This window comes from Shinella agrisoli (assembly GCF_046557955.1).
GTDB lineage: Bacteria > Pseudomonadota > Alphaproteobacteria > Rhizobiales > Rhizobiaceae > Shinella.
Genome location: NZ_JBJIEP010000005.1, coordinates 204,750 through 230,554 on the forward strand (window position 1 = coordinate 204,750; position 25,805 = coordinate 230,554).

Here is a 25,805-nt window from a genome sequence, read left to right on the forward strand (position 1 = left end):
ATCCTGCATTTCACCGCAAGTCCTCTTCTTCGCCCTGTTCGCGGCCGCCATTTTCGGTCTAGAACTCCAGGCGAGCAATTCGGGAGGAGCTGCGCGTGACGATGACGGCAGGAGATTTTTCGCGGGGAACCTTTGTCGGGCGCGTCTGGCGGCCGGATGTGCAGGGGCCGGCGGTCGTGGTGCTGCGGGACGGCAAGCTCTGTGACATCACGTCCAAGACCATACCCACCATGCGGGACCTGCTGGAGGCGGACGACCCGGTTGCGATCGCCCGCGCCGCGCCCTGCGAAGCGCTCGGCACGCTCGATGCCGTGCTGGAGGCCTCCGTCGAAGGCGCCGGCAATTTTTCCCGGATGCATCTGCTGGCGCCCTGCGATCTCCAGGCGGTGAAGGCCTGCGGCGTCACCTTCGCCCGCTCGATGATCGAGCGCGTGATCGAGGAGAAGGCGGCGGGCAATCCGGCGCTGGCGGAAAAGGTGCGCGGCCGCGTCACGGCCATCATCGGCGACAGCCTGCGCGACCTCAAGGCCGGTTCGGACGCGGCGGCGAGGGTCAAGGCGGCGCTGATCGAGGAAGGCGTCTGGTCGCAGTATCTGGAGGTCGGCATCGGGCCGGACGCGGAGGTCTTCACCAAGGCGCCGGTGCTCTCTTCCGTCGGCTGGGGCGCCTCGGTCGGGCTGCATCCGGTCTCGAAGTGGAACAACCCGGAGCCGGAAATCGTGCTCGCCGTCGACAGCGGTGGGCGCGTCAAGGGGGCGACGCTCGGCAACGACGTGAACCTGCGCGACGTCGAGGGCCGCTCGGCCCTGCTGCTCGGCAAGGCGAAGGACAATAACGCCTCCTCCGCCATCGGCCCGTTCATCCGCCTGTTCGACGAGACCTATTCGATCGACGACGTGCGCAGGGCCGACCTCGACCTCCTGATCGAGGGCGAGGACGGATTCGTGCTCAAGGGCCGCAGCACCATGCGCGAGATCAGCCGCGACCCGCTCGACCTCGTCTCCCAGACGATCGGCCGGCACCATCAATATCCCGACGGCTTCATGCTGTTCATGGGCACGCTCTTCGCGCCCGTCGAGGACCGCGACGCGCCGGGGCAGGGCTTTACCCACAAGACCGGCGACCGGGTGACGATCTCGAATGCGGAACTGGGCGCGCTCGCCAACATCGTCCGCCTCTCCACCGAATGCCCGCCCTGGACCTTCGGCATCGCCGCGCTGATGCGCAACCTCTCCTCCCGCGGGCTTCTATGAAGCCATGGGCGAGGGCGCGATGGACGAGACGAGCCGCAAGATCCTGCGGCTCCTGCAAAGCGAGCCGGAACTGACGGTCGCCGAGATCGGCGAGCGGGTCGGCCTCAGCCACACGCCGTGCTGGCGGCGCATCAAGGAGATGGAGCGGCTGGGCATCATCCGCGGCCGCATCGTCGCCATCGATCCAAAGCTCGTCGGCCTCGAGGTCTCGGTCTTCTGCTTCGTGCGGCTGAAGCAGCACGACGAGGAGACCCTTCTGGAGTTTGAGAGGGCGGTCAAGAACATGCCCGAAGTCGTGCAGTGTTACTCGATGACCGGCGAGCACGACTACGTGCTGCGCGTGCTGACGAGCAGCGTGCGCCAGTACGAGGAGATCCTGAAGAAGGCGCTCCTGAAACTGCCGGGCGTCGGCTTCGTCAATTCCAGCTTCGCGCTCGACGAATTGAAGAACACGCACCGTGTGCCGCTCTGACGGTGAAATAGGATGGCTTTGCGCCGGGCGGCCCTCTTTGCGGACGCCATCCTAAAAGCATGATCCGCCAGCCCGAAAATAAGGACGCGCTCCTCCCAATCTCTGCGTAAGCTCCTACATTAGGAGGATGGCTTTCGTGGAGGAGGGCCATCGAGGAGGAAGTCATGCTGAAGCAGAGCTTTTCTCTCGAGGACAAGTATACGGCGGAGGAAGGCAGAATCTTCCTTTCCGGCATCCAGGCGCTCGTGCGCCTGCCGATCGTCCAGATGCGGCGCGACCGCGCCGCGGGGCTGAACACCGCCGCATTCATCTCGGGTTATCGCGGATCGCCGCTCGGCGGCTACGACCAGCAGCTTGCCAAGGCGGCCAGGCACCTGGCGGCGCACGACGTCGTGTTCCGGCCGGGCGTCAACGAGGACCTGGCGGCCACCGCCGTCTGGGGCACGCAGCAGCTCCATCTCTCGCCGGGCGCCCGCTATGACGGCGTCGCCGGCTACTGGTACGGCAAGGGGCCGGGCGTCGACCGCTGCGGCGACGTCTTCAAGCATGCCAATGCCGCCGGCACCTCGAAGCACGGCGGCGTGCTCTGTTTCGCCGGCGACGACCATTCGGCCAAATCGTCGTCCATTCCGCACCAGTCCGACCACGCCTTCATGTCGGCGCTCATCCCGGTGCTCTATCCCTCGTCGATCCACGAATTCGTCGAATACGGCCTGCTCGGCACGGCCATGTCCCGCTATTCCGGCTGCTGGGTCGGCATGAAGTTCATTTCCGACACGGTCGAGACGACCGCGTCCGTCGATCTTGCCGGCGAGCGGCGCCGGTTCGTCATCCCGGAGGATTTCGAGCTGCCGCCGGACGGGCTGAACCTGCGCTGGCCCGATCCGCCGCTGCCGCAGGACGAGCGGCTGCAGACCTACAAGGGCTATGCGGCCATCGCGTTTGCCCGCGCCAACCGGGTGGACGAGGTGACGCACGACGTGCCGCGCGCCCGCTTCGGCATCATCGCTTCGGGAAAAGCCTACGAGGACGTGCTCCAGGCGCTGAAGGAGCTTTCGCTCGGTCCTGCCGAGATGGCCGAGATCGGCATGCGCATCTACAAGGTCCGCATGCCCTGGCCGCTGGAGCCGGAGGGCGTGCGGCGGTTCTCGCAGGGGCTGGAGGAGGTGCTCGTCGTCGAGGAGCGCCGCGAGATCATCGAGAACCAGATCAAGCAGCAGCTCTTCAACTGGCACCACGGCGAACGGCCGCGCATCATCGGCAAGTTCGACCACGAGGACCATCCGTTTCTGCCGCTCTCGCAGGCGCTCACGGTCGGCATGGTCGCGCGCGCGATCGCCAACCGGCTCCTGCATTTCGAGTTCGACGCAGGCCTCAAGAAGGTGATCGCCGACGAGCTCGCCTATCTCCTGGAGCGCGAGAAGATCCGCAAGTCGCACACCGCCCCCATCGAGCGCGTGCCCTATTACTGCTCGGGCTGTCCGCACAACACCTCCACCAAGGTGCCCGAAGGAAGCCGCGCGACGGCCGGCATCGGCTGCCACTACATGGTGCAGTGGATGGACCGGAACACCACGACCTTCACCCATATGGGCGCCGAGGGCGTGCCGTGGTCCGGCATCGCGCCCTTCACCGACGAGAAGCACATCTTCGTCAATCTCGGCGACGGCACCTATTACCATTCCGGCATCCTGGCGATCCGCCAGTCGGTCGCGGCCGGCGTCAACATCACCTACAAGCTTCTCTACAACGACGCGGTGGCGATGACCGGCGGGCAGCCCGTCGACGGGCCGCTCAGCCCCGAGGCGGTGACGCACCAGCTCTACGACGAGGGCGTCGAGCCGATCTACCTCGTCTCCGACCATCCGGAAGCCTATTCGCCCTCCACGCTTGCGCCCGGCGTCATCGTGCGCCACCGCGACGAGATGGACCGGGTGATGCGCGACATTCGCGAGGCGCCCGGCTGTTCGGCCATCGTCTACGTCCAGACCTGCGCGGCGGAAAAGCGCCGCCGGCGCTCGCGCGGCCTGATGGAGGACCCGCCGGTCCGCCTGATGATCAACCCGGCCGTCTGCGAGGGCTGCGGCGACTGTTCCACCCAGTCGAACTGTGTCTCCGTCGAGCCGCTCGATACCGAGCTCGGCCGCAAGCGCAGGATCAACCAGTCGACCTGCAACAAGGACTATTCCTGCCTCAAGGGCTTCTGTCCGTCCTTCGTGACGGTCGAGGGCGGACGGCTGCGCAAGGCGGCGCGCTCGAACCCGGACATGACGGGCATTCCGGAACCGGAGGTCGTGAAGATCGGCGACCGCGCCTACAACATCGCCATCGCCGGCATCGGCGGCACGGGCATCCTGACGATCAGCGCCATCCTCGGCATGGCCGCCCATCTCGACGGCAAGTCGCCGATGATCCTCGACATGGCCGGCCTCGCCCAGAAGGGCGGCGCGGTGATGAGCCACCTGCGCATCGGCCTTCATGACCAGGACGTCTCCTCGCCGCGCATCATCACCGGCGGCGCGGACCTCCTGATCGCCGCCGACGACGTCGTGGCCGCTTCCAGGGATGCGGTGACGCTCTGCGACCACCACCGCACGACGGGCGTGGTCAACACGCGGCTGACGCCGGTCGCCGATTTCGTGCGCAAGCGCGACTTCGACTTCCGCCGCCGCGATGTGGAGGGCACGGTGCGTGCCGCGCTCAGCGAGCCCTCGCACTTCCTCGACTTCACGACGATCGCCGAAAGGGTTGCCGGCAATGCCATGGCGACGAACATCCTGATGACCGGCTTTGCCTGGCAGAAGGGGCTCATCCCGCTCACCCGCCAGTCGATCGAGCAGGCGATCGCCTTGAACGGGGTTGCGGTCGATGCGACACTCTCGGCCTTCGGCTGGGGCCGGCTGATCGCCGCCGATCCGGCCCGCGCCGAGCGGTTGCTGCACCCCGGCAAGCCGGTCGCCACGTTGGAGACGATGGCGACCGAAGACCTGATCGCCCATCGCATTCGACACCTGACGGCCTACCAGGACGCCGCCCTCGCCGCCCGCTACAAGGCATTGGTGGACCGCGTGCGCAGGGCCGAAAAGGCGCTCGGTCCCGACGACCGGCTGGCGCGCGCCGTCGCGCATGTCTACGCCCAGCTCCTGGCCTACAAGGACGAATACGAGGTGGCGCGCCTCTTCACCGATCCCGCCTTCAAGGCGGGTCTTTCCGAGCAGTTCGAAGGCAGGTACCGCATCGCCTTCAATCTCGCGCCGCCCTTCCTCAAGGGGGAGGACGCCGACGGCCGGCCGCGCAAGCGGCGCTTCGGTCGCTGGGTGCTGCCGGTGTTCGGGGTGCTGGCCCGCCTGAAGGGCCTGCGCGGCACCGCCTTCGACCCGTTCGGCCGCACGGCGGAGCGCCGCATGGAGCGCCAGCTCATCGCCGATTACGAAGCGCTGGTCGACCGTGTGCTTCGGGACCTTCGCCGCGAGAGCCTCGACGCCGCCGTTGCGCTTCTTTCGCTTTACGGCGAGATTCGCGGTTACGGGCCGGTGAAGGAGGATGCGGCGAAACGGGCAAGAGCCCGCGAGGCCGAGATGCGCGCGGCTTTCGACAGGGCTGGGCGGGAAAAGGCAGTTGCATAGGACTGCGAGGGGAGGACGGATATGTATGATGCTGGAATGGGCTTCGGGCTCGGGGAAGACATCGAGGCGCTGCGCGAGAGCGTGCGGCGTTTTGCGGCCGATCGCATCGCGCCGCAGGCGGCGGAGATCGACCGCAGCAACAACTTCCCCATGCCGCTCTGGCGGGAGCTCGGCGACCTCGGCCTGCTCGGCATCACCGCGCCGGAATCCTATGGCGGTTCGGGCATGGGCTACCTCGCCCATTGCGTGGCGATGGAGGAGATCAGCCGCGCCTCGGCCTCTATCGGCCTCAGCTATGGCGCGCATTCCAACCTCTGCGTCAACCAGATCGTCCGCAACGCCAGCCAGGCCCAGCGGGAGAAATATCTTCCGAAGCTGATCTCCGGCGAACATGTCGGCGCGCTCGCCATGTCCGAGCCGGGGGCGGGCTCCGACGTCGTCTCGATGAAGCTGCGCGCGGAAAAGCGCGGCGACCGCTATGTGCTGAACGGCAGCAAGATGTGGATCACCAACGGGCCGGACGCGGACGTGCTGGTGGTCTATGCCAAGACCGACCCGGAGGCCGGCCCGCGCGGCATCACGGCCTTCCTCATCGAGAAGGGCTTCAAGGGCTTCTCGACCGCGCAGAAGCTCGACAAGCTCGGCATGCGCGGCTCCAACACCTGCGAGTTGGTCTTCACCGATTGCGAGGTGCCGGAGGAGAACGTGATGGGCACGGTGGGGCGCGGCGTCAACGTGCTGATGTCCGGCCTCGACTACGAGCGCGTCGTGCTCTCCGGCGGCCCGCTCGGCATCATGGCGGCCTGCCTGGATGCGGTCGTGCCCTACCTCCACGAGCGAAAACAGTTCGGCCAGCCGATCGGCGAGTTCCAGCTCATGCAGGGCAAGGTCGCCGACATGTATGTCGCCTTCAACGCGGCCCGCGCCTATGTCTATGCCGTCGCGGCGGCCTGCGACCGGGGCGAGACGGCGCGCAAGGATGCCGCCGGCTGCATCCTCTTTGCCGCCGAGAACGCCACGAAGCTCGCCCTCGAAGCCATCCAGGCGCTCGGCGGCAACGGCTATATCAACGACTACCCGACAGGCCGCCTGCTGCGCGACGCGAAACTCTACGAGATCGGCGCCGGCACCTCGGAGATCCGCCGCATGCTCATCGGCCGCGAAATCTTCCAGGAGACGCTGTGATGCCGGTCATCCCCTCGGCCGTGAACACGCGCAGCGAGACCTTCGAGGCGAACCGCAAGGCCATGCTCGACGCACTGGCGCTGGTGGAGGAGGCGGCGAACCTCGCCATGGACGGCGGCGGGCCGAAGGCGCGCGAGCGCCATGTCGCCCGCGGAAAGCTGCTGCCGCGCGAGCGCGTGGCGCAACTCCTCGATCCCGGTTCGCCCTTCCTCGAGATCGGGCTTACCGCCGGCCATGGCCTTTATGACGGCGCCTCGCCCTCGGGCGGCATGATCGCCGGCATCGGCCGCGTCTCCGGCCGCGAATGCATGATCGTCTGCAACGACGCGACGGTGAAGGGCGGCACCTATTACCCCATCACCGTGAAGAAGCACCTGCGCGCGCAGGAGATCGCCGCGGAGAACCGTCTGCCATGCATCTACCTCGTCGATTCCGGCGGCGCCAACCTGCCGAACCAGGACGAGGTGTTCCCCGACCGCGACCATTTCGGCCGCATCTTCTACAACCAGGCGCAGATGTCGGCCGCCGGCATTCCGCAGGTCGCCGTCGTCATGGGAAGCTGCACGGCGGGCGGCGCCTACGTGCCGGCGATGAGCGACGAGACGGTGATCGTCGAGAACCAGGGCACCATCTTCCTTGCCGGCCCGCCGCTGGTGAAGGCCGCGACGGGCGAGGTGGTGAGCGCGGAGGACCTCGGCGGCGGCGGCGTCCATACGCGCCTTTCCGGCGTCGCCGACCATCTGGCGCGCGACGACCGCCACGCGCTGGAGATCGCCCGGCGGATCGCCGCCAACCTCAATACGCGCAAGCCGGAGGTTGCGAGGATCGGAGAAGGCGACGCGCCGCTCTACGATCCGGAGGAACTGCTCGGCATCGTGCCCGCCGATACGCGTACGCCCTACGACGTGCGCGAGGTGATCGCCCGCATCGTCGACGGCTCGCGCTTCGACGAGTTCAAGGCCCGTTTCGGCGCCACGCTCGTCTGCGGCTTCGCGGCCCTCCACGGCCTTCCCGTCGGCATCCTCGCCAACAACGGCGTGCTCTTCTCCGAGGCGGCGCTGAAGGGCGCGCATTTCATCGAGCTCTGCGCCCAGCGTTCCATTCCTCTCGTCTTCCTGCAGAACATCACCGGCTTCATGGTCGGCCGGAAGTACGAGGCGGAGGGCATCGCCAAGCACGGTGCCAAGCTCGTCACCGCCGTGGCGACGGCCAGGGTGCCGAAGATCACGGTGCTGATCGGCGGCTCCTACGGTGCCGGCAATTACGGCATGTGCGGGCGGGCCTATTCGCCGCGCTTCCTGTGGACCTGGCCGAACAGCCGCATCGCGGTGATGGGCGGCGAGCAGGCGGCAGGCGTGCTCGCGACCGTCAGGCGCGAAGGCATAGAGCGGGCGGGCGGCAGCTGGAGCGCGCAGGAGGAGGCCGCCTTCAAGCAGCCGACCATCGACATGTTCGCCCGTCAGAGCCACCCGCTCTATGCCTCGGCGCGGCTGTGGGACGACGGCATCGTCGATCCGCGCAAGACGCGCGACGTCTTGGCGCTCTCGCTTTCGGCGGCGCTCAACGCACCGGTCGAGCCCACCCGTTTCGGCGTCTTCAGGATGTAGAGGAGGGAAAGTCATGAAAAGCGAATCGTTCAATGCGAAGAATGCACCCGACCCGCACGGCGGCTATTCGCAGGCCGTGAAGATCGAGGATTTCAAGAAGATCCTGTTCGTCAGCGGCCAGATCCCCGTTTCCAACGATGACAAGGTGCCGGAGGGCTTCGAGGCGCAGGCCCGGCTCGTCTGGCGCAACATCGACGCGCAGTTGAAGGCCGCCGGCATGTCTAAGGGCGATCTGGTGAAGGTCACCATGTACCTCTCGGACCGCCAGTACGCGACCGCCAATCGTGAGATCCGCAACGAATATCTGGGTTCGCTCGCTCCGGCGCTCACCGTCGTCGTCTCATCGATCTTCGACGACAAGTGGCTGCTCGAGGTCGAAGCCATCGCCGCACAATAGAAAGCCGGGCCTTCGATGTTCCGAAAGATCCTCATCGCCAACCGCGGCGAAATCGCCTGCCGCGTCGTCCGCACCGCACGCCGCATGGGTATCGCGACGGTCGCCGTCCATTCCGATGCGGACAGGGATGCGCTGCATGTCGGGATGGCCGACGAAGCGGTCCGCATCGGTCCCGCCGAGGCGGCGAAAAGCTACCTGAACATTCCGGCGATCGTCGCCGCGGCCAGGGCGAGCGGCGCGGAGGCGGTGCATCCCGGCTATGGCTTCCTGTCGGAGAATCCGGACTTCGTCGAGGCGGTGGAGGCGGCCGGCCTCGTCTTCATCGGCCCCTCCGCGAACGCCATCCGCGCCATGGGCCTCAAGGACGCCGCCAAGGCGTTGATGGAAAAGGCGGGCGTGCCGGTGGTGCCCGGCTATCATGGCGAAAGGCAGGACGATGCCTTCCTCGGCGGCGAGGCGGATGCCATCGGCTATCCGGTGCTGATCAAGGCGCGGGCCGGTGGCGGCGGCAAGGGCATGCGCCGGGTGGATCGGCCCGCCGATTTTGCAGCGGCCCTGGAAAGCGCCCGGCGCGAGGCGGAAAGCGCCTTCGGCGACGGCCGCGTGCTCGTCGAGAAATACATGGCCAAGCCCCGCCATATCGAGGTGCAGGTCTTCGGCGACGGGCATGGCAATGTCGTGCACCTCTTCGAGCGCGACTGCTCGCTCCAGCGCCGGCATCAGAAGGTGATCGAGGAGGCGCCGGCTCCCGGCATGACGGCGGAGATGCGGGCGGCGATGGGCGCGGCCGCGGTGCGCGCGGCGGCGGCGATCGGCTACAGCGGGGCGGGAACCGTCGAGTTCATCGCCGACGTTTCGGAAGGATTGCGGCAGGACCGCTTCTACTTCATGGAGATGAACACGCGCCTGCAGGTCGAGCATCCGGTGACGGAAGCGATCACGGGCCTCGACCTCGTCGAATGGCAGCTCCGGGTGGCAGCCGGCGAGCCGCTGCCGAAGCGGCAGGAGGAGCTTGCCATCGACGGCTGGGCCTTCGAGGCACGGCTTTACGCGGAAAACCCGGCGCGCGACTTCCTGCCCGCCACCGGCCGCCTTAGCGTCTTCGACCTGCCGGACGGCGTCCGCATCGATTCCGGCGTGCGCGCCGGAGACACCATCACCCCCTATTACGACCCGATGATCGCCAAGGTGATCACGCATGGCCGCAGCCGTGCGGACGCGCTGGCGAAGCTGGAAGGGGCGCTGGAGCGATGCCGCGTCGGCGGCCTGACGACCAATGCCGGCTTCCTCGCCCGCCTCTGCCGCCTGCCGGCTTTCGCGGCGGGTGATGTCGATACGGGCCTCATCGGCCGGGCGGGCGAGGGCCTCCTGGCCGATCCCGGTCCCTCGGAAGAAGCCTTTGCGCTTGCCGCCCTTTCCGCGCTCGGTTTTCTCGATGCGCCGGCCGGACCTGATCCCTGGGACCGGCTCCGCGGCTTCCGCCTGTGGGGCGAGGCGGCGAAGACGGTCTTTCTCGATCACGCCGGCGCGGAGCATGCGCTGCGCGTGACCGTGCCCGGCGGGGAACGCTTCCGCATCGAGCACGATGGCATCGCGACGGAAATGCGCCTGCAACCGGCCGATGGCCGGTCTGTCCGGATGGATGTCGACGGCCATGCGCTTGCCGCGTCCGTGCACCGCGACGGTGCGGCGATCACCGTCTTCTTCGGCGGCCACAGCCATGCCTTCGCCATCACCGGGGAGGCCGGCCACCATGGAGAGGCGGCGGCGGGCGGGGACCGGCTTTCGGCGCCGATGCCGGGTCTCGTGCGCATCGTCAAGGCCGAGCCCGGTGCGCGCGTGGCGAAGGGCGAGGCGCTCGTCACCATGGAGGCGATGAAGATGGAACTGGTGCTGGCCGCGCCGCGCGACGGCGTGGTGGCCGCCGTGCCCGTGGCCGTGGGCGACCAGGTGGCGGAGGGCGCGCTGCTCCTTTCGCTGGAGCCCGAGGAGGCGGTATGAGCCGGCGCATCGAAATCGTCGAGATGGCGGCCCGCGATGGCTTGCAGAACGAGAAGGCGATCATTCCCGCCGCCGACAAGATCGCTCTGATCGACCTCCTGTCGGATTGCGGCTTCTCGCGCATCGAGGCGACGAGCTTCGTCAGCCCCAAATGGGTGCCGCAACTGGCGGACGGCGCGCAGGTGATGGCCGGCATCAGGCGCCGGCCCGGCATTTCCTATGCGGCTCTGGTGCCCAACATGAAGGGCTACGACGCAGCCAAGGCGGCCGGTGCCGACGAAGTCGCCGTCTTCCTATCGGCCTCCGAGGGGTTCTCGCGTGCCAACCTCAACTGCTCGATTGCCGAAAGCATCGAGCGCGTCCGCCCTGTCGCTGAAGCGGCGAAGGCGGACGGCATTCCCCTGCGCGGCTATGTCAGCTGCGTCGTGCAATGCCCTTATGACGGCCCGGTCGAGCCCTGCGCGGTGGCGCGCGTCACGAACCAGCTTCTGAGGCTCGGATGCCACGAGGTGAGCCTCGGCGACACGATCGGCCGTGCGCGGCCGAACGAGGTGGCGGCCATGCTCGACGTCGTGCTCGCCGTCGCCTTCCCGGAAAACCTTGCCGGCCATTTCCACGACACGAACGGATTGGCGCTCGACAATATCCGTGTCGCGCTCGATCATGGCCTGTCTGTCTTCGATGCCTCGGTCGGCGGCCTCGGCGGCTGCCCCTATGCACCGGGCGCGCGGGGCAATGTGGATACGCTCGCCCTCGCCGACATGCTGGCGGCGGCAGGCTACGAGACCGGGCTCGACCGCGGGAAGCTGGCGGCAGCCGCGGCCTTCGCCCGCGGCATCGCCGGCAAGGGCGAGGTCAGCAAGAGTGCGTGACGGTTTTGCGCCCGGCGCTGCGCAGAAGGAGGTGCAGTCATGAACTTCGAGACGATTTCCGTATCCGTGGACCGGCGCGGCGTGGCCGCGCTCACGCTTCGCCGTCACGCGCAGCACAATGCGCTCTCCGGCCTGATGATCCGCGAACTGACCGCCGTCGCCGGCCTCCTCGGCGAGGACAAGGCGGTGCGCCTCGTCGTGCTGACGGGCGAGGGCGAGAGTTTTTGCGCCGGCGGCGATCTCAACTGGATGAAGGAGCAGATCGCCGCCACCCGCGACGAACGCATCGCCGAGGCCCGCCGGCTCGCCCTGATGCTGAAGGCGCTGCGCGACCTGCCGAAGCCGCTGGTCGCCCGTGTCAACGGCCAGGCCTATGGCGGCGGCGTCGGCCTCATCAGCGTCTGCGATGCGGCGATAGCGGTGGAAGGCGCCCGCTTCGGCCTGACGGAAACCCGCCTCGGCCTCATCCCGGCGACGATCAGCCCCTATGTCGCCGCCCGCATCGGACCTGCGGCCTTCCTGCGCTTTGCCACCTCCGCGCGCCTGTTCGATGCGCCCGCCGCCCGCGACATCGGCCTTCTGAGCGCCGTAGTTGCGGCGGACGCGCTGGACGAGGAGATCGAGGCGGAGATCGCCCCCTATTTCGCGACGTCTCCGAAGGCAGTCGCGGCGGCGAAGGCGCTTGCCCACGCGCTCGCGCCGCCGATCGACGAGAAGCTCATCGAGACGACGCTGACGCGCCTTGCCGACACCTGGGAGACGCCGGAAGCCGCCGAGGGCATCGCGGCTTTCCTGGAAAAGCGGAAGGCGGGGTGGGTGGTGGAGGATACGGCCAGGTAGGATTTGCCGCTCACCCTAATCTTCGCCCCGCCGCCAAGGAGAAGGTCGCCGGCAGGCCGGATGAGGGGCAGTGATTCCGCGTTCGCTACTCGATGAACACCCGCACGCTTGCCGCGCGGCCTGCGGCGTCGATCACCGTCAGCGTCGAGAAGCCGGCGCCCTCCGGCGTCCACTCGGTCGTGCGCCGGCGGGAGGCATCCGGCAGCACCTTGCCGTTGGCGAGCCAGCGGAAAGGCGCGCGGCCGCCCTGCAGCTTCAGGACGAGCGGGGAGATGTCCGCACCCGACGCGGCGCCGAGCTCCACATGGGCGCCTTCCGGCGGATAGACGATTTCCGGCGCCGGCTCGCGCGCCGCCGTGGCGACGAGGCCGTTTGCGGTGGTCGAGAACCGGCGCAGGCTTGCGGGGAGCTCGGACTGGGCGATGCGCACCGCGCCAGCGGGGGCCCGGGGCAATGCGGTGATGGCGACGCCGGAGCGCGAAAACGCCTCGAACAGGATGGGCGCGGCCGCGCCGTAGCCGGTCAGGCCCGGCACGGCGCCGTTGTCGGCGCGGCCGACCCACACGCCGAGCACGTGGCGGCCGTCGTAGCCCACCGACCAGGCATCGCGGTAGCCGTAGCTCGTGCCGGTCTTGTAGGCGATGCCGAAGCGGCGGCTGCCGGCCGGCGGGATGACGCCGGAAAGCACGTCCGAAACGTGCCAGACGGCAACGGGGTCGAGCAGCGGATCGCCCTCGATCACCGCCGCGTCGTTCGTGACGCCGTTGCCGAGCCTGACCGGCATGCCGCGGTTGGCGAGCGCCGCGTAGAGCTGGGTGAGGTCGCGCAGCGTGATGCCGACGCCGCCGAGCCCGATGGCAAGGCCCGGCGTCTCGCCCGGCGGCAGCTCGGGCCGCACGTCGGCGCGGCGGAAGCGCACCATCATCCGCGTCGGGCCGACGGCTTCGAGCAGGCGTACGGCGGGCACGTTGAGCGACAGCTGCAGCGCCTTGCGCACGCTGACGTCGCCCTGGTAGGTCATGTCGAAATTGCGCGGCCGGTAGCCGGAAAAGTCGGCCGGCCGGTCCTCGACGATCGTCTCCTGCGCGACCAGCCCCTCCTCGAAGGCGAGGCCGTAGATGAAGGGCTTCAGCGCGGAGCCCGGCGAGCGGCGGATGCGCGTCATGTCGATCCAGCCGGCGCGGCTGCCGTCGAAATAATCCGCCGAGCCGACCTCGCCGAGGATTTCGCCGGTGCGGGCGTCGGCCATCACCATGGCAATGGAGACCTTCGGGCCGAGACGCTCGGCCGCCTCGCGGGCGACGGTTTCGAGGCCGTCCTGCACCGTGCGGTCGAGCGTCGTTGCGCGCTCGGTCGCCTTCGGGTCCTTGCGCAGCGCAAGCTCCGAAAGATGGGCGGCGTAGGAAGGAAGCTGGCGGCGGCGGTCGGGTACGGCCTCGGCGCCGGCGCGTCCGGCCTCGCCCTCGCCGATGATGTCGGAGACGGCCATGCGGGTCAGCACGCGTTCGCGGGCCTTTTCGGCCGCGTCGCGGTGCCGGTCCGGGCGGCGCTTTTCCGGAAGCTGCGGCAGGGCGACGAGGAGTGCGGCTTCCGCGACAGTAAGGCGCTTCGGCTCCTTGCCGAACCAGGCAAGGCTTGCCGCGCGCACGCCTTCCAGGTTGCCCCCATAGGGAGCGAGCGTCAGGTAGAGATCGAGGATCTCGGCCTTGGACAGCCGCCGCTCGAGCTGGACGGCGCGCGCCATCTGGCGCAGCTTCGCCAGTATCGAGCGGTTCTCGCGCGGCTCGATCAGCCGGGCGACCTGCATGGAAAGCGTGGAGGCGCCGGAGACGATGCGGCCGTTGGTGACGAACTGGCCGGCGGCGCGCAGCAGGGCAAGGGGATCGATGCCGGAATGCTCGTGGAAGCGCCGGTCCTCATAGGCGATGAGCATGCGGATGAACTGCGGGTCGACGTCGGCGGCCGTGGTCTTCAGCCGCCAGTGCCCTTCCGGCGTCGCGAAAGCGCGCAGCAGGCGGCCGTTGCGGTCGAGCACTTCCTTCGAGACGGTATCGGCGATCTCGACCGGCGGCGGGAAGGCGCGGTCCGCACGGTCGAGCCCGGCGGCGAGGGCGGCGATCGCCGCCGCCCCGCCCAGGGAGCCGATGAGGAGCTTGCGCCGGAGCGCCATCGCGGGTCCGCCCTATTCCGCCTTGACGACCTGCATGCGGCCGGTCGCGGTGCGGGCGGAATATTGCGGACGGTACATATCCTCCACCTGCGCGGCCGGCAGGTCGTAGGTGCCGGGGGTCACGGCGCGCACGACATAGGCGAGCATCACGTCGCGGTTGTCGCCCGCGCTGCGGTTGAAGGCCGCCACGAAACGGTCGTAGCGGAATTCCGTATGCGCCGCCTCGGTCTCGCCGAGCCAGTCGAAGTTCGAAAGCTTCGCGCTGTCGACGAGGCTCGGATTGTCGATCTCGAAGCCGGCCGGCAAGAGATCCGTGATGATGATGCGCGACGGCCAGTCATTGTGCTCCGTCACCTTCAGCACCACGACGTAGCGCTCGTTCTGCCTGGCTTCCGTGATGTTGGCTTCCTCGCCGTCGAGCGTGTAATAGGCGCGCTCGATGGTAAAGCCGTCGCCGCCGGCCGGCAGCGGATCGGCCGGTGCCGCGACCGTCGTCAGCATGGCCGAGACCGGCTCGCCCGCGCGGTTGGTTATCGTCAGCGGGTTATCGAGCAGCGACTTGCCCGTCATCTGCGCGGCATAGCCGCCGGCGCGCGCGGCACCGTTGATCTCGAGCTTGAGGTCCTTGTCGGCATCCTTCACGGAACGGGCGGCCAGCAGCATCCAGGTCTGTTCCTGCGTGCTGGTCCAGCGCTTGTCCTCCCATTGCCTGGCGACGAGCTTCGTCAGCTCCGGGATGATGTCGGGAACCGGCCGGCTCTCCGCGGCAAGCGCCAGGATGGCCGCGCCGTCGCGCAGCGACGAACCGTAGTCGGTGCGCGAGAGGCTGGCCGTCATGACGCTGTCGCGGGAAAGGCCGAGCGCATTGGAGAAGATCGTCATCGAGCGCTGGGCATCGCCATAGAGGCCGAGCGCCCCGGCAAGGTGCGCGCGCGCGAGCGGCGAGGTGAACTCCGAAAGCTTCGTGTCGGCATAGTAGCGCAGGTCGCTGATCGCGGCCTTGCGGTTGCGGGCGAGCACATAGAGCGCATAGGCGATCTCGTTGCCCTGGCTGGAGACGTTGACGTCATAGGAGAGGGCGTTCTGCAGGTTGGAGAGCGCCTGCAGCATGGCCTGTTCCGGCACGTCGAACTTCTGCTCGCGGGCGCGGGTCAGGAAGTCGGTGACGAAGGCGTCGAGCCAGAGGTCGCCGTAGCCGGGCGACCAGAGGCCGAAGCTGCCCGAGGACGACTGGTTGGCGAGCACGCGGTAGATCGCGTCCTGCACCCGCTTCCGCGTCTCCGCGTCCTCCGGCAGGCCGGATTGCCTGGAGAGCTCGCTGAGATAGAGCAGCGGCAGGGCGCGGCTCGTCGTCTGCTCCGTGCAGCCGTAGGGATAGCGGTCGAGTGCCATCAGCAGCCCCGGGATGTCGAAGGCGGCCGCGCGCGAGACGCTGAGGCTGACGGAGGCGCCGGCAAGCTGGCTGTCGGCGAGCAGCTGGTCGTCGATGGTGAGGCTTCCGTTCGCGGCGATCTCGATCGGCCGGCGCGTGGTGATGGGCATGGCGGCCGGGCGCACCGGAACGTTCAGCGCCTGTTCCAGCGACAGGCCGGACCCGTTCGAGAGCTTGACCGTGACGAGGCCGTCGCCCACCTCGCCGCCGACGAGCGGCAGGGTGAGCGCCGTCTTGCCGCCGGGCTCCAGCTTGACCGTCCGGCCCGCGCCGGTCTGCTCGACCATGACGGATGCATTGTGGGTGATCTCGACCGCGTAATCGCCGGCCGGGGCATCCGTGTTGGCGATGTCGAGCCTCAGGTCCGCACGGTCCCCGGGGGCGAGGAACTTCGGCAGGCTCGCCGTCACGACGACGGGATCGCGGATGACCACATCCTTAGTCGCGTTGCCGACGCCTGTCTTCGTCCAGGCGACGGCCATCACGCGGGCGGTGCCGTTGAACTGCGGAATGTCGAAGCTGACCTTCGCGTTGCCGTCCGCATCGAGCTTCACCGGGCCGGCGAAGAAGGCGACGAGCTTTTCGGTCGGCGGATTGCCCTGGAGGGCTCCTTCGCCGCCGTCGCCGCCGGTGCGCAGCCGCCCGGTGGCGCCGAGCGAGCCGTCGATCAGCCGGCCGTAGAGGTCGCGGATCTCCATGCCGAGGCGGCGCTGGCCGAAATACCAGCCGGCCGGATCGGGCGCCTCGTAGCGCGTGAGGTTGAGGATCCCGACGTCGACGGCGGCAACCGTGATATAGGCCTCCTCGTTCGCCCCGGCGCCTGCGACTTTGAGCGAGGTGTCGAGCGGCTGGCGCGGCAATGTCTTTTCCGGAACGTCGAGCGCGACATCGAGCTTACGCTCGGCCGGGTCGACCTTCAGCCAGGTGATGCCGATGGCGCGCATCGGCATGCGGCTTTCGCGGTCGGCGCCCGGGCGGAAGAGCGTGGCGGTGACGTAGGAGCCCGCGCCCCATTCCTCGGTGACCGGGATTTCCACCTCGCCGCCTTCCTCGCCGATGGCGGCGGTCTGGGTGGCGATCAGGCTCTCGGCGCCGACGGTGACGAGAAGCTGGCCGGCATGGCGCGGCGAGACTTTCAGCTTGGCCGTGTCGCCGACCGCATAGCTTTCCTTGTCGAGCGAGATTTCCAGGGCGTCGGGCGTCTCGGTCGAGGTCGCGGCGACATACCAGCCGGCGTCGAACTCGATGCTGGTCGCAGGACCCTCCGGCTCGGGGCTTTCCACTTCGAGGCGGTAGCGGCCCCAGGTGACGGGCACCGAGATGCGCCCGCCATCGGCGGCGACGTCGAGCGTGCCGTTGGCGATCTGCTTCGTCGAGAGCACCGGCTCGTAGCGCCACGAGCTGCCGTCGCGGTACCATTGGTAGTTCCGCTCCACGGCGAGCAGCTTCCAGGGCAGGCCCTGCATCGCCTGCCTGCTGCCGTCCGCACCGACGGCGACGACGTGGAAGTTGGCGACGCTGTTTTCCGAGAGCTCGCCCTTGAATTCCGGCTTCACGCCGATCATCGGGCCGGACGCCTTGACCGGAAGGGTAAGGTTGCGTTCGACGGCGCGGCCGCCGGCTTCCATCATGCGCAGCGTGACGAGCGCTTCGAGGCGCTGGGTCGTCGAGGGAAGATCGGTGACGGTCACGTCGAAGGTCGCCCTGCCCTCGTCGTCGAGCACGTCGAGGCCTTCGAGCGGGATGCGGCTTTCTTCGATCGCCTCTTCATCCGCAAGGCCGAAGACGTAGTCCGGATAGGCCGGATCCTGCCGCGTCGGTTTCAGCGCGACGTCGCCCTCGATTTCGAGGCCCGCGCCCGGCGCGCCGTAAAGATAGCGGCCTTCGACGGAAACGGGCGTCGGAACGCCGGATTCGATTGCTTTCGCCTCGCTCGTCATGTCGAATTCGATGCGGTCCGGCACGAAATCGTCGACGAGGAACTGCTTTTCGGCAATCGCCGTGCCCTTCGGGTCGGTGAAGACCTGCATGGTCCAGGTGCCGCGCATGCTGTTTTCCTGCAGCGGCAGGTCGACCGCATAGCCGCCGAGCGAAGCGCCGTCGGCGACCATGCGGCGGTCTTCCACGCCGTCCGGCCGGCTGAAGACGAAGGTGAGCGGCAGCTTCTCGACCGCGTTCGCCTCGATGTCGCGGGCAAGCGCCGTGGCATGCACGGTCTCTCCGGCGCGGTAGATGCCGCGCTCGGTCCAGGCGAGCACGTCGATGGCGCCTGGCGCCGGGCGGCCCGTGACGCCGCGGTCGGACAGGTCGAAGCCGGCGCGCGTCAAGTCGAGGAAGACGAAGTCGCCTTCGCCCTTCTTCGCGAGGATGACGGCGGGTGTGTTGGCGGCAGTGCCGCGCATCAGGCCGGCGGTGAAGGTCGCGCGGCCGTCCGCATCGGTCGTCGCCGTGCCGAGCACCTCGTTGTTCTTGGCGATCAGCTGGAGCTCGACGCCTTCGAGCGGGCCGGCGCTGTCGAGCGAGCGGGCGAAGACGTTGAGGCCGTCCGTGCCGGCATAGGTGGTGAGGCCCACATCCGAGACGACGAACCATTGCGTGGCCTTCGCGTCCCATTCGTTGCTGCGCCCGTTCGAGGCGGCGGCGGTCAGCACGTAGACGCCGGGCTTGCGCTCCGGCAGCGCCTCGTCGACCGGGAAGCTGGTCACGACGTCCTTGTTGAGCTCCGGCGAGATGTCGATCTTGCCTTCCCAGACGAGTTCGCCGCTCTGGTTTTCGATATTGCTGGCGGAATAGCCGTCGAGCTGCGTCAGGAAACGGCTTTCGGCCAGCAGCGAGGCGATCGCCCGGTCGCCGACGCGGTAGAGCTTGAGGTCCGCGCTGTCGGTGTTGACCGAGACGATCGGGATGCCGCGGCGCACGCTGCCCGGCAGCACGAAGCCGTCGCCGGTGAAACGCACCGTCGCGGCGCGGTCCTGCACGTAGATGTCGAGGTCGACGGGCGATTCCAGCGGCTCGTCGACGGCGGACGGCAGGCCGGGGCGGAAGGCGATCTTGTAGCGCTGGCCGTGGGCGAGGCCCTCGATGCAGATCTGCCGGTCCTTGGCTTCGACGGCCTTGGGCGCCGCGCCGTAGAGCGTGACGAAGGAGGCGTAGTCGGCGCCGGATTTCACCAGAGGCTCGGAGAATTCGACGCAGGCCCGCGGGCTGGCGCTGTCCGAATCGATCGTGTGGTTGACGACGCGGAAGCCCTGGCGGGCGCGCAGGCCGAGATAGGCCGAGCGCACCGCGACGTCCTCCTTGAGCGCAAGGCTCGCCTTGTAGGCATTGATGCCGGCGCGATAGTTCGCCGACTTGTCGAGCGTGTCGGCGAGGACGGCGAGCGCCCGCGCCCGCGTCTCCGTCGTGCGCGAAAGCTGGTAGGCGTTGATGGCGGCAAGCGCGCCCTGGCTGGCGAGATAGCTGTTGTTGACGGCGCGGCTGAGGGATTCGGCCGTCTCGATCCAGAGATAGTAGTCGTCCGGTGCGAGCGAAAGCGCTCCCTTGTAGGCGGCGAGCGCCTGGTCGAAGCGGCTCGAGGCCGTCTCGATGCGGCCGAGCGAGGCGAGGCTTTCTGCGCCTTGGCCCTGCTGGTCCGCTGCCGGCGACAGGTTGTCGCGGAAGGAGCGTGCATCGCTCATCATGTAGTCGCTGAGGAAGGAGAGCGGCGGCGGCGCACCGATGTCGGCGGCGTTGTCGGCCTTGACGATCTTGCCGGCGACGGCGCCCTGGAAGTGGTTGAGCTGGTTGAAGTCGCTCTTCAGGAAGCACCATTTCACCTTGGGATTATAGGTGAAGGCACGGCAGGACAGGTCGTCGATGCAGTCCGCCTTGCACTGGTCGAGCGTCACGTCCTGCACGGTGCGCAGGTCGAAGCCGAAATAGTCGCTGTTTTCCGTCGTCACGACGGTGCGCGTCTCTTCGGCATGGGCGGGCAGGGGTGGAGAGGCGACGACGGAAAGAAGAAGTGCCGAGAAACCGAAGATTGCGCGCATAGACATGAAGTCCTCCTACCGCTGCCCGTCTCGTTGCCGCCGCCACTGTCCAGGCCCGGATGCAGCTTGTCAATCGAAAGACGCCGCTGCCGGGAAGGCCGGAAAGGGGATGGCGCATGGAACCAGGGGAAAGACGTTTGAGATATGCGGTTCAATCGCCGGAAAGCGAAAATTTTTGGCCGTCCGTGCGTTAACCTTTTGTTAACCATATGCGCGCAGACTCCAGGACATCGATGAGCGCCGTTCTGTCATACCGCTGTTACAGCGGGCCGGTAGAAGCCTCGTCAGACACGAAAGTCGTGTTTCGCAATCGCGGTGACCACGGATGTACTGGCACTGCGCGGAACACTTCCCCGGCCAGGCCGGGATGAGGAAGCGGGGGGATGACCCTCGCTTTTTTCATTTCCGCTTTACCGCTTGCCGCTGGACCCTTCCTCCCGATTGTCCTACCCATGGGGCCGCAAGGCCGCCGCCTTGTCACGCCCCATCGCTTTCCGGACGGTTTCATGTCGGACGTCGCCCTCAATGTCCTGCCCATCTTCGCGCTGATCCTGATCGGCTGGGTGCTCGTGCGCACCGGCTATCTCCGGGAGGAACTGGGCGAGGGGCTGGGCGAGTTCGTCTTCCGGGTCGCCGTGCCGGTGCTGCTCTTCCGCACGATCGCGGAGGCCGATTTCGCCGGCGAATCGCCCCTGCGCATCTGGATCGCCTATTTTGCCGGCGTCGCCGTCACCTGGACGATCGCCCACCTGGTGGCGACGCTCGGCTTCAAGCGCGACCGGCGGATCGGCGTTCTGGCCGGCGTGTCCTCGGCCTTTGCCAATACGGTCTTCATCGGCCTGCCGCTCGTCTCGCGCATCGTCGGCGATGACGGGCTCGTGGCGATCTCGGTCCTGCTCTCCGTGCACCTGCCGGTCATGATGATCGCCGGCACCGTCCTCATGGAGCGGGCCGAGCGGAAAGACGGCACGCGTGATCCGCAGAGCCTGGCCGCTCTCCTGCTCGGCATCGGCAGGAGCCTCGTCCGCAACCCGCTGGTGATCGGCCTCGTCGCCGGCGCGCTGTTCCATACGGGCGGCGTGCCGCTTGCCGGGCCGGTCAAGGTGGTGGTCGATCAGCTCGCGGCGACCGCCGCGCCGGCAGCCCTGGTTTCCATCGGCATGGCGCTCAACAAGTACAAGGTCGGCGGCAATGCCGGCATCGCCCTGGCGATGACCTGCCTCAAGCTCGTGCTCCTGCCGGGCTCCGTCTATGTCGCCTGCCGGCTGCTCGGCCTCAGTCCCGAATGGACGGCGGCGATGGTGCTGACTTCCTCCGTGCCGACGGGCGTCAACGCCTGGCTGCTCGCCAACCATTTCGGCGTCGGCCACGCGCTTGCCTCCTCGACCATCACCATGACCACGGCGCTCGGCGTCTTCACCGTCTCCTTCTGGGCCTGGCTGCTCGGCTGAACCCGGTTCGCTGCGGCGGAGAATGGAGCCGGGCCAAAAGTCCCGGTGACAATAAATAAAAAACCCGGCGCGAAGGCCGGGTTTGTCGTTCGTGAAACTTGGCCCTTTCTTACTGTTGGGCCGGCTGTTCCGTCGTGGTGCCCTCGGTGGCGTTGCCTTCGGCCGGGGCCGCGCCCTCGGTCGCCGTTGCGCCGCCTTCAGCGGGAGCCGCGCCTTCCGTCGTGGTTGCGCCGCCGGCCGGGGCCTGGCCTTCCGTTGCCGTCGCGCCGCCCTCGGCCGGAGCCGCACCCTCGTTGGTGGTCGTGCCTTCCGTGGCGGCCGCGCCGCCTTCGGTCGCCGCTGCACCACCGGCGTCGGCACCTTCGTTCGAGGCGGTCGGCAGCGGAGCCGGGTTGTCGGAGAGCGTGCGCAGGTAGGCGATCAGGTTGGCGCGCTCGTCATTCTTCTTCAGGCCGGCAAAGCCCATGGCGGTGCCCGGAATGTGCTTCTTCGGCGCTTCGAGGAAGAAGTTGAGGTGATCATAATCCCAGACGACCTTGTGACCTTCGGAGAAGGTGGTCATGGCTGCGGAATAGCTGAAGCCCTCGTGCGAGGCGATCGGGCGGTTCACGATGTCCCAGAGACCGGGTCCGACCTTGTTCGGTCCGCCCTTCTCCGAGGTGTGACAGCTCGCACATTTCTTGAAGACCGTTTCGCCTGCTGCCGCATCGGCGCTGGCGAGCAGGGTCGCGATCGGAACAGCGGCCGCAGCTTCGCCGCCGCCGGCCTCCTCGCCGCCGGTTTCCTCCGCGACGATCGCGAAACCTTCCTTCTCGGGAGCGCCCGAATGGAAAATGCCTTCAGAAGCGATCGACACGGACATCAATACGAATACGGTGCCCAAAAGGGCACCCACGCCCATGTTCACATAAGAGTTCATCCATACGCTCCCCTAGGGACCGGCGGACATGACGCCGGCCAATCTTGAAATCGCGCGGAACCTATGTCTTTTGCTGCTTCGTTGCAACAGTGATTGTAGCCCCCGCACTGAGACCTTTTGACACTTTTCCCGGGGGTTTTGAAGGGCCCGAGATGAAACCCGCCAATTTTGACAAGACCCTCGTGCTCATCCCGGCGCGCATGGCCTCGACCCGGCTTCCGGGCAAGCCGCTTGCCGATATTGCCGGCCTGCCGATGATCGTGCAGGTGGCGCGCCGGGCGGCGGCGGCCGATGTCGGCCGCATCGTCGTGGCGGTCGATCATAAGGATATTTTTGACGCGGTTGTGGCGGCGGGCTTCACGGCGGTGATGACCCGGGTCGATCATCAGTCCGGCTCAGACCGCATCCACGAGGCGCTGGCGAAGGGCGATCCGGATGGCCGCGCCGAAGTCGTCATCAACGTGCAGGGCGACCTGCCGACCATCGATCCCGAGACGATCCGCGCCGCCCTCCGCCCGCTGGAAAACGCTTCGACCGACATTGCGACGCTGACGACGGAAATCCGCGACGCCGACGAGAAGACCAATCCGAACGTGGTGAAGGTCGTCGGCTCGCCGTTCGGCGACAGCCGCCTGCGCGCCCTTTATTTCACGCGCGCCACCGCGCCCTACGGCAACGGCCCGCTCTATCACCACATCGGCCTTTATGCCTACCGCCGCAAGGCGCTGGAGGCGTTCGTCGCGCTGAAGCCCTCGACGCTGGAAAAGCGGGAATCGCTGGAGCAGCTTCGCGCCCTCGAAGCCGGCATGCGCATCGACGCCGAGATCGTTGACACCGTTCCGCTGGGTGTCGATACTCCCGCCGACCTCGAAAAAGCCCGCGCGATGCTCGCGGCCAATCCCATCTGAGACGGATCCCAGCCATGATCATGAAGACCAACAAGATCGCCTTCCAGGGCGAGTATGGCGCCAATTCCGACATGGCCTGCCGCGACATGTTCCCGGACATGGAGCCGTTGCCGTGCCAGACCTTCGAGGACGCGTTCCTCGCCGTCGAGAACGGCGATGCGGACCTCGGGATGATCCCGATCGAGAACACGATCGCCGGCCGCGTCGCCGACATCCACCACCTGCTGCCGGAATCGCGCCTGCACATCGTCGGCGAGTATTTCATGCCGATCCGTTTCCAGCTGATGGTGCTGCCCGGTGTGGCGAAGGAGGAGGTCCGCACGGTCCACAGCCATATCCACGCGCTCGGCCAGTGCCGCAAGATCGTCCGCCTCAACGGCTGGAAGCCGGTGATCGCCGGCGATACCGCGGGCGCGGCAAAGCTCGTCTCCGAGGCGGGCGACCGTTCCATGGCCGCGCTCGCCCCCCGGCTGGCGGCCGAGCTCTACGGCCTGTCGATCATCGCGGAAAATGTCGAGGATACGGAGAGCAACGTGACGCGCTTCGTCGTTCTGTCGCGCGAGACCGTACCGATCGAGCGCGCCGCCGACGAGATCATCGTCACCACCTTCGTCTTCAACGTCCGCAATATCCCTGCCGCCCTCTACAAGGCGCTGGGCGGTTTCGCCACGAACGGCATCAACATGACGAAGCTGGAAAGCTACCAGATCGGCGGCAAGTTCATCGCCACGCAGTTCTATGCCGATATAGAGGGACACCCGGACGAGCCGCATGTGCGCCAGGCGCTGGAGGAGCTGCGCTTCTTCTCCGAAAAGGTCCGCATCCTCGGCACCTACCGCGCCCATCCGATGCGCAGCGCCTTCTGACTTGACGAACGTCAAGCGGCGCGGAACCGTGCCGCGGCGCGGGCATTCTCCAAGGGAAAGGAGATGCCCATGCGCACGATCACATATATTACGATAATGGTATCCTTGATGGTGAACGCCGTCGTTTTCGGCGCCGGTGCCATCGCGATCCTCTCCATTCCCGCATTGAGCGAGCAGGCGAAGTACCTGCTGCCGGCGTGGATCGTTTTCACCTTCCTCGTCAGCCCCGTCATAGCCCGGTTCATGGCGCCGAGCCTCAGGCTGCGCCCGCGGCCCGGCGATCAGCCGGATTTCGGCTGGCGCTGATCAGGTTTCCCAATCCAGCCAGTCGCGCATCAGCCGGTGCGCGATGGCGCCCTTCGGCGGCGGGGTCGTGGCGCCGGGCGCAACGCCGGACATGGCGCTGCGCTCGATCATCGCCGCCGTCTCCTCGCGGGTGAACCAGCGGCAGTCCTCCAGCTCCTGCTCGTCGCGGCGGATGTCGAAGGAGATCGCCTCGCCGTAGCAGCCGATCATCAGGGAATGCGGCATCGGCCACGGCTGCGAGGCGTGGTAGCGCACGCGCCCGACCCTGATGCCGGACTCCTCGTAGGTCTCCCGGCGCACGGTATGCTCGATTGTCTCGCCCGGCTCCAGGAAGCCGGCGAGGCAGGAATACATGCCTTCCGGGAAATGCGGCGAGCGTCCGAGCAGGCAGAGGTCGCGTTCGATGTCGACGATCAGCATGATCGCCACCGGGTCGGTGCGCGGGAAGATCGTGTGGCCGCAGGCCTCGCAGACCCGGCGGTAGCCGCCGATCTCCGGGCGCGTCGGCGAGCCGCACTTGCCACAGAAGCGGTTGTTCATGTTCCAGGTCATCAGGCTGGAGGCCTGGGCGAACTGGCCGAGCAGGTCGTCGTCGAGCATCTGCTGGCGGTAGAGCGTGCGCCCGTCGGCGGCCTTCAGCGGCTCCTGCAGGGTGTCGGGATCGGCGCGCACCGGGATCGCCAGCCGCGGCTCGCCATTCTTGAGGTAGCCGAGCAGGACGGCATCCTCCGGCACCGGGCCGAGCTCGGCAAGCTCGTAGGGCGCAAAGAGCGGGTCGATGATCTTCTCGTCATGCTTGACGACGAGCTTGCCTCCGGCGATCGCGAAGGCGTGCACGGTCTCCGCCCTGAAGGCCTTTTCCAAGCAGTCGGGTGCGCGGTGCTCCGACTGGCGGTCGAGGCTGTTTTCCGCAAAGGCCACCATGGTGCTGGGTTCCGGATGCGGGCGGTAGAGATCGAAAAGCGATGGCTTCATGGGGTCAGCGCGTCCAGGAGCTTGGCCGCGAAGGCCTTGGTTTCTTCGGCCGAGCGCGGCTCGGCGGTGCCATGGCCCCAGACCGGGCCGGGCCAGTTCGGGTCACCCTCGCTGCGCGCGACGACATGGACGTGAAGCTGCCGGACGACATTGCCGAGCGCGCCGGTGTTGATCTTCGTCGCGCCGGTCACCTTCTTCAGGGCTTCCGCCACCAGCACGGTCTCGAAGGTCAGCATGGTCTGGTCGAGAGGCGTCAGGTCGAAGATCTCGCTGACATCCGCCCGTTGCGGCACGAGCACCAGCCAGGGCCACCGCCCGTCCTTCATCAGGCGCAGCTCGCACAGGCCGATCCTCGTCAGGAGATCGCTTTCGCGCACCAGCCGTTCGTCGGGTTGAAAATCGCTCAAGGGGCCTCTCCCGGAATGCTTCTTACAGACGATTCATGCCACGGCATCGGAACTCGCTCCAACAGTTTTTTATCGGCTCCGCTTGCA

Annotated in this window: 18 protein-coding genes; 13 read left to right on the forward strand and 5 right to left on the reverse strand. The window is 67.6% G+C overall.

The genetic code is table 11. The features are described from left to right. Nucleotides 1–101: 101 nt before the first annotated feature. From ACIIOY_RS06770 to ACIIOY_RS06810, 9 genes are all read left to right on the forward strand, one after another. Nucleotides 102–1,253: a fumarylacetoacetate hydrolase family protein gene (locus tag ACIIOY_RS06770; RefSeq protein WP_411033985.1), complete on the forward strand. Its 1,152-nt coding sequence runs from the start codon at nt 102–104 to the stop codon at nt 1,251–1,253. Nucleotides 1,254–1,272: 19 nt separating this feature from the next. Continuing rightward, nucleotides 1,273–1,725, forward strand: a complete 453-nt coding sequence (locus tag ACIIOY_RS06775) for an Lrp/AsnC family transcriptional regulator (protein ID WP_411033873.1) — start codon at nt 1,273–1,275, stop codon at nt 1,723–1,725. 164 nt (nt 1,726–1,889) lie between these two features. Continuing rightward, the gene (locus tag ACIIOY_RS06780) at nt 1,890–5,351 is read left to right on the forward strand and encodes an indolepyruvate ferredoxin oxidoreductase family protein (RefSeq protein WP_411033874.1); all 3,462 of its coding nucleotides are present in this window, start codon (nt 1,890–1,892) and stop codon (nt 5,349–5,351) included. A gap of 36 nt (nt 5,352–5,387) precedes the next feature. Beyond that, a complete protein-coding gene (locus tag ACIIOY_RS06785; protein ID WP_411033986.1) occupies nt 5,388–6,536 on the forward strand; it encodes an isovaleryl-CoA dehydrogenase in 1,149 nt (382 codons plus the stop codon). Continuing rightward, nucleotides 6,536–8,143 (forward strand): carboxyl transferase domain-containing protein, encoded by a 1,608-nt coding sequence (locus ACIIOY_RS06790; protein ID WP_411033875.1) that lies wholly within the window; start codon nt 6,536–6,538, stop codon nt 8,141–8,143. The genes ACIIOY_RS06785 and ACIIOY_RS06790 overlap by 1 nt, the downstream gene beginning before the upstream one ends. Nucleotides 8,144–8,156: 13 nt before the next feature. After that, entirely contained in the window at nt 8,157–8,540 is a 384-nt protein-coding gene (locus ACIIOY_RS06795; RefSeq protein WP_411033876.1) for a RidA family protein, read from the forward strand. A gap of 15 nt (nt 8,541–8,555) precedes the next feature. Beyond that, the gene (locus ACIIOY_RS06800) at nt 8,556–10,541 is read left to right on the forward strand and encodes an acetyl-CoA carboxylase biotin carboxylase subunit (RefSeq protein ID WP_411033877.1); all 1,986 of its coding nucleotides are present in this window, start codon (nt 8,556–8,558) and stop codon (nt 10,539–10,541) included. Further along, nucleotides 10,538–11,413 carry a hydroxymethylglutaryl-CoA lyase gene (locus ACIIOY_RS06805; protein WP_411033878.1) on the forward strand — a complete coding sequence of 292 codons (876 nt, stop codon included), beginning with the start codon at nt 10,538–10,540 and terminating at the stop codon, nt 11,411–11,413. The genes ACIIOY_RS06800 and ACIIOY_RS06805 overlap by 4 nt, the downstream gene beginning before the upstream one ends. A 39-nt stretch (nt 11,414–11,452) precedes the next feature. After that, nucleotides 11,453–12,253: a crotonase/enoyl-CoA hydratase family protein gene (locus ACIIOY_RS06810; protein WP_411033879.1), complete on the forward strand. Its 801-nt coding sequence runs from the start codon at nt 11,453–11,455 to the stop codon at nt 12,251–12,253. 85 nt (nt 12,254–12,338) lie between these two features. On the opposite strand, the gene pbpC is transcribed toward ACIIOY_RS06810, so the two are convergent. Together pbpC and ACIIOY_RS06820 are read right to left on the reverse strand one after the other, a co-directional pair. Then, complete coding sequence (gene pbpC, locus ACIIOY_RS06815; protein WP_411033880.1) at nt 12,339–14,423, reverse strand: penicillin-binding protein 1C; 2,085 nt, start codon at nt 14,421–14,423, stop codon at nt 12,339–12,341. Nucleotides 14,424–14,435: 12 nt separating this feature from the next. After that, complete coding sequence (locus ACIIOY_RS06820) at nt 14,436–19,886, reverse strand: alpha-2-macroglobulin family protein (RefSeq protein WP_411033987.1); 5,451 nt, start codon at nt 19,884–19,886, stop codon at nt 14,436–14,438. A gap of 506 nt (nt 19,887–20,392) precedes the next feature. On the opposite strand from ACIIOY_RS06820, the gene ACIIOY_RS06825 reads away from it, so the two are divergent. Next, a complete protein-coding gene (locus ACIIOY_RS06825) occupies nt 20,393–21,337 on the forward strand; it encodes an AEC family transporter (protein ID WP_411033881.1) in 945 nt (314 codons plus the stop codon). 109 nt (nt 21,338–21,446) lie between these two features. Here ACIIOY_RS06825 and ACIIOY_RS06830 read toward each other — a convergent pair whose 3' ends face one another. Beyond that, complete coding sequence (locus tag ACIIOY_RS06830) at nt 21,447–22,256, reverse strand: c-type cytochrome (RefSeq protein WP_411033882.1); 810 nt, start codon at nt 22,254–22,256, stop codon at nt 21,447–21,449. Between the two features lie 152 nt (nt 22,257–22,408). Here ACIIOY_RS06830 and ACIIOY_RS06835 point away from each other — a divergent pair, with 152 nt between their 5' ends. The 3 genes from ACIIOY_RS06835 (at nt 22,409) to ACIIOY_RS06845 (ending at nt 24,336) form a co-directional block, all read left to right on the forward strand. After that, entirely contained in the window at nt 22,409–23,164 is a 756-nt protein-coding gene (locus ACIIOY_RS06835; RefSeq protein WP_411033883.1) for a 3-deoxy-manno-octulosonate cytidylyltransferase, read from the forward strand. Between the two features lie 14 nt (nt 23,165–23,178). Beyond that, entirely contained in the window at nt 23,179–24,030 is an 852-nt protein-coding gene (locus tag ACIIOY_RS06840; RefSeq protein ID WP_411033884.1) for a prephenate dehydratase, read from the forward strand. Between the two features lie 69 nt (nt 24,031–24,099). Next, on the forward strand, nt 24,100–24,336 hold the full coding sequence (locus tag ACIIOY_RS06845) for a hypothetical protein (RefSeq protein WP_411033885.1): 237 nt from the start codon (nt 24,100–24,102) through the stop codon (nt 24,334–24,336). On the opposite strand, the gene nudC is transcribed toward ACIIOY_RS06845, so the two are convergent. Together nudC and ACIIOY_RS06855 are read right to left on the reverse strand one after the other, a co-directional pair. Beyond that, nucleotides 24,337–25,311 carry an NAD(+) diphosphatase gene (nudC, locus tag ACIIOY_RS06850; protein WP_411033886.1) on the reverse strand — a complete coding sequence of 325 codons (975 nt, stop codon included), beginning with the start codon at nt 25,309–25,311 and terminating at the stop codon, nt 24,337–24,339. It lies immediately after the preceding gene. Then, complete coding sequence (locus tag ACIIOY_RS06855; protein WP_411033887.1) at nt 25,308–25,718, reverse strand: HIT domain-containing protein; 411 nt, start codon at nt 25,716–25,718, stop codon at nt 25,308–25,310. The genes nudC and ACIIOY_RS06855 overlap by 4 nt, the downstream gene beginning before the upstream one ends. Nucleotides 25,719–25,805: the final 87 nt, after the last annotated feature.

Excerpts from the sequence above, each read along its gene's own strand:
- ACIIOY_RS06770 (WP_411033985.1), top strand. The coding sequence starts at position 102 with ATGACGGCAGGAGATTTTTCGCGGGGAACCTTTGTCGGGCGCGTCTGG.
- ACIIOY_RS06775 (WP_411033873.1), top strand. The coding sequence starts at position 1,273 with ATGGACGAGACGAGCCGCAAGATCCTGCGGCTCCTGCAAAGCGAGCCG.
- ACIIOY_RS06780 (WP_411033874.1), top strand. The coding sequence starts at position 1,890 with ATGCTGAAGCAGAGCTTTTCTCTCGAGGACAAGTATACGGCGGAGGAA.
- ACIIOY_RS06785 (WP_411033986.1), top strand. The coding sequence starts at position 5,388 with ATGGGCTTCGGGCTCGGGGAAGACATCGAGGCGCTGCGCGAGAGCGTG.
- ACIIOY_RS06790 (WP_411033875.1), top strand. The coding sequence starts at position 6,536 with ATGCCGGTCATCCCCTCGGCCGTGAACACGCGCAGCGAGACCTTCGAG.
- ACIIOY_RS06795 (WP_411033876.1), top strand. The coding sequence starts at position 8,157 with ATGAAAAGCGAATCGTTCAATGCGAAGAATGCACCCGACCCGCACGGC.
- ACIIOY_RS06800 (WP_411033877.1), top strand. The coding sequence starts at position 8,556 with ATGTTCCGAAAGATCCTCATCGCCAACCGCGGCGAAATCGCCTGCCGC.
- ACIIOY_RS06805 (WP_411033878.1), top strand. The coding sequence starts at position 10,538 with ATGAGCCGGCGCATCGAAATCGTCGAGATGGCGGCCCGCGATGGCTTG.
- ACIIOY_RS06810 (WP_411033879.1), top strand. The coding sequence starts at position 11,453 with ATGAACTTCGAGACGATTTCCGTATCCGTGGACCGGCGCGGCGTGGCC.
- pbpC (WP_411033880.1), bottom strand. The coding sequence starts at position 14,423 with ATGGCGCTCCGGCGCAAGCTCCTCATCGGCTCCCTGGGCGGGGCGGCG.
- ACIIOY_RS06820 (WP_411033987.1), bottom strand. The coding sequence starts at position 19,886 with ATGCGCGCAATCTTCGGTTTCTCGGCACTTCTTCTTTCCGTCGTCGCC.
- ACIIOY_RS06825 (WP_411033881.1), top strand. The coding sequence starts at position 20,393 with ATGTCGGACGTCGCCCTCAATGTCCTGCCCATCTTCGCGCTGATCCTG.
- ACIIOY_RS06830 (WP_411033882.1), bottom strand. The coding sequence starts at position 22,256 with ATGAACTCTTATGTGAACATGGGCGTGGGTGCCCTTTTGGGCACCGTA.
- ACIIOY_RS06835 (WP_411033883.1), top strand. The coding sequence starts at position 22,409 with ATGAAACCCGCCAATTTTGACAAGACCCTCGTGCTCATCCCGGCGCGC.
- ACIIOY_RS06840 (WP_411033884.1), top strand. The coding sequence starts at position 23,179 with ATGATCATGAAGACCAACAAGATCGCCTTCCAGGGCGAGTATGGCGCC.
- ACIIOY_RS06845 (WP_411033885.1), top strand. The coding sequence starts at position 24,100 with ATGCGCACGATCACATATATTACGATAATGGTATCCTTGATGGTGAAC.
- nudC (WP_411033886.1), bottom strand. The coding sequence starts at position 25,311 with ATGAAGCCATCGCTTTTCGATCTCTACCGCCCGCATCCGGAACCCAGC.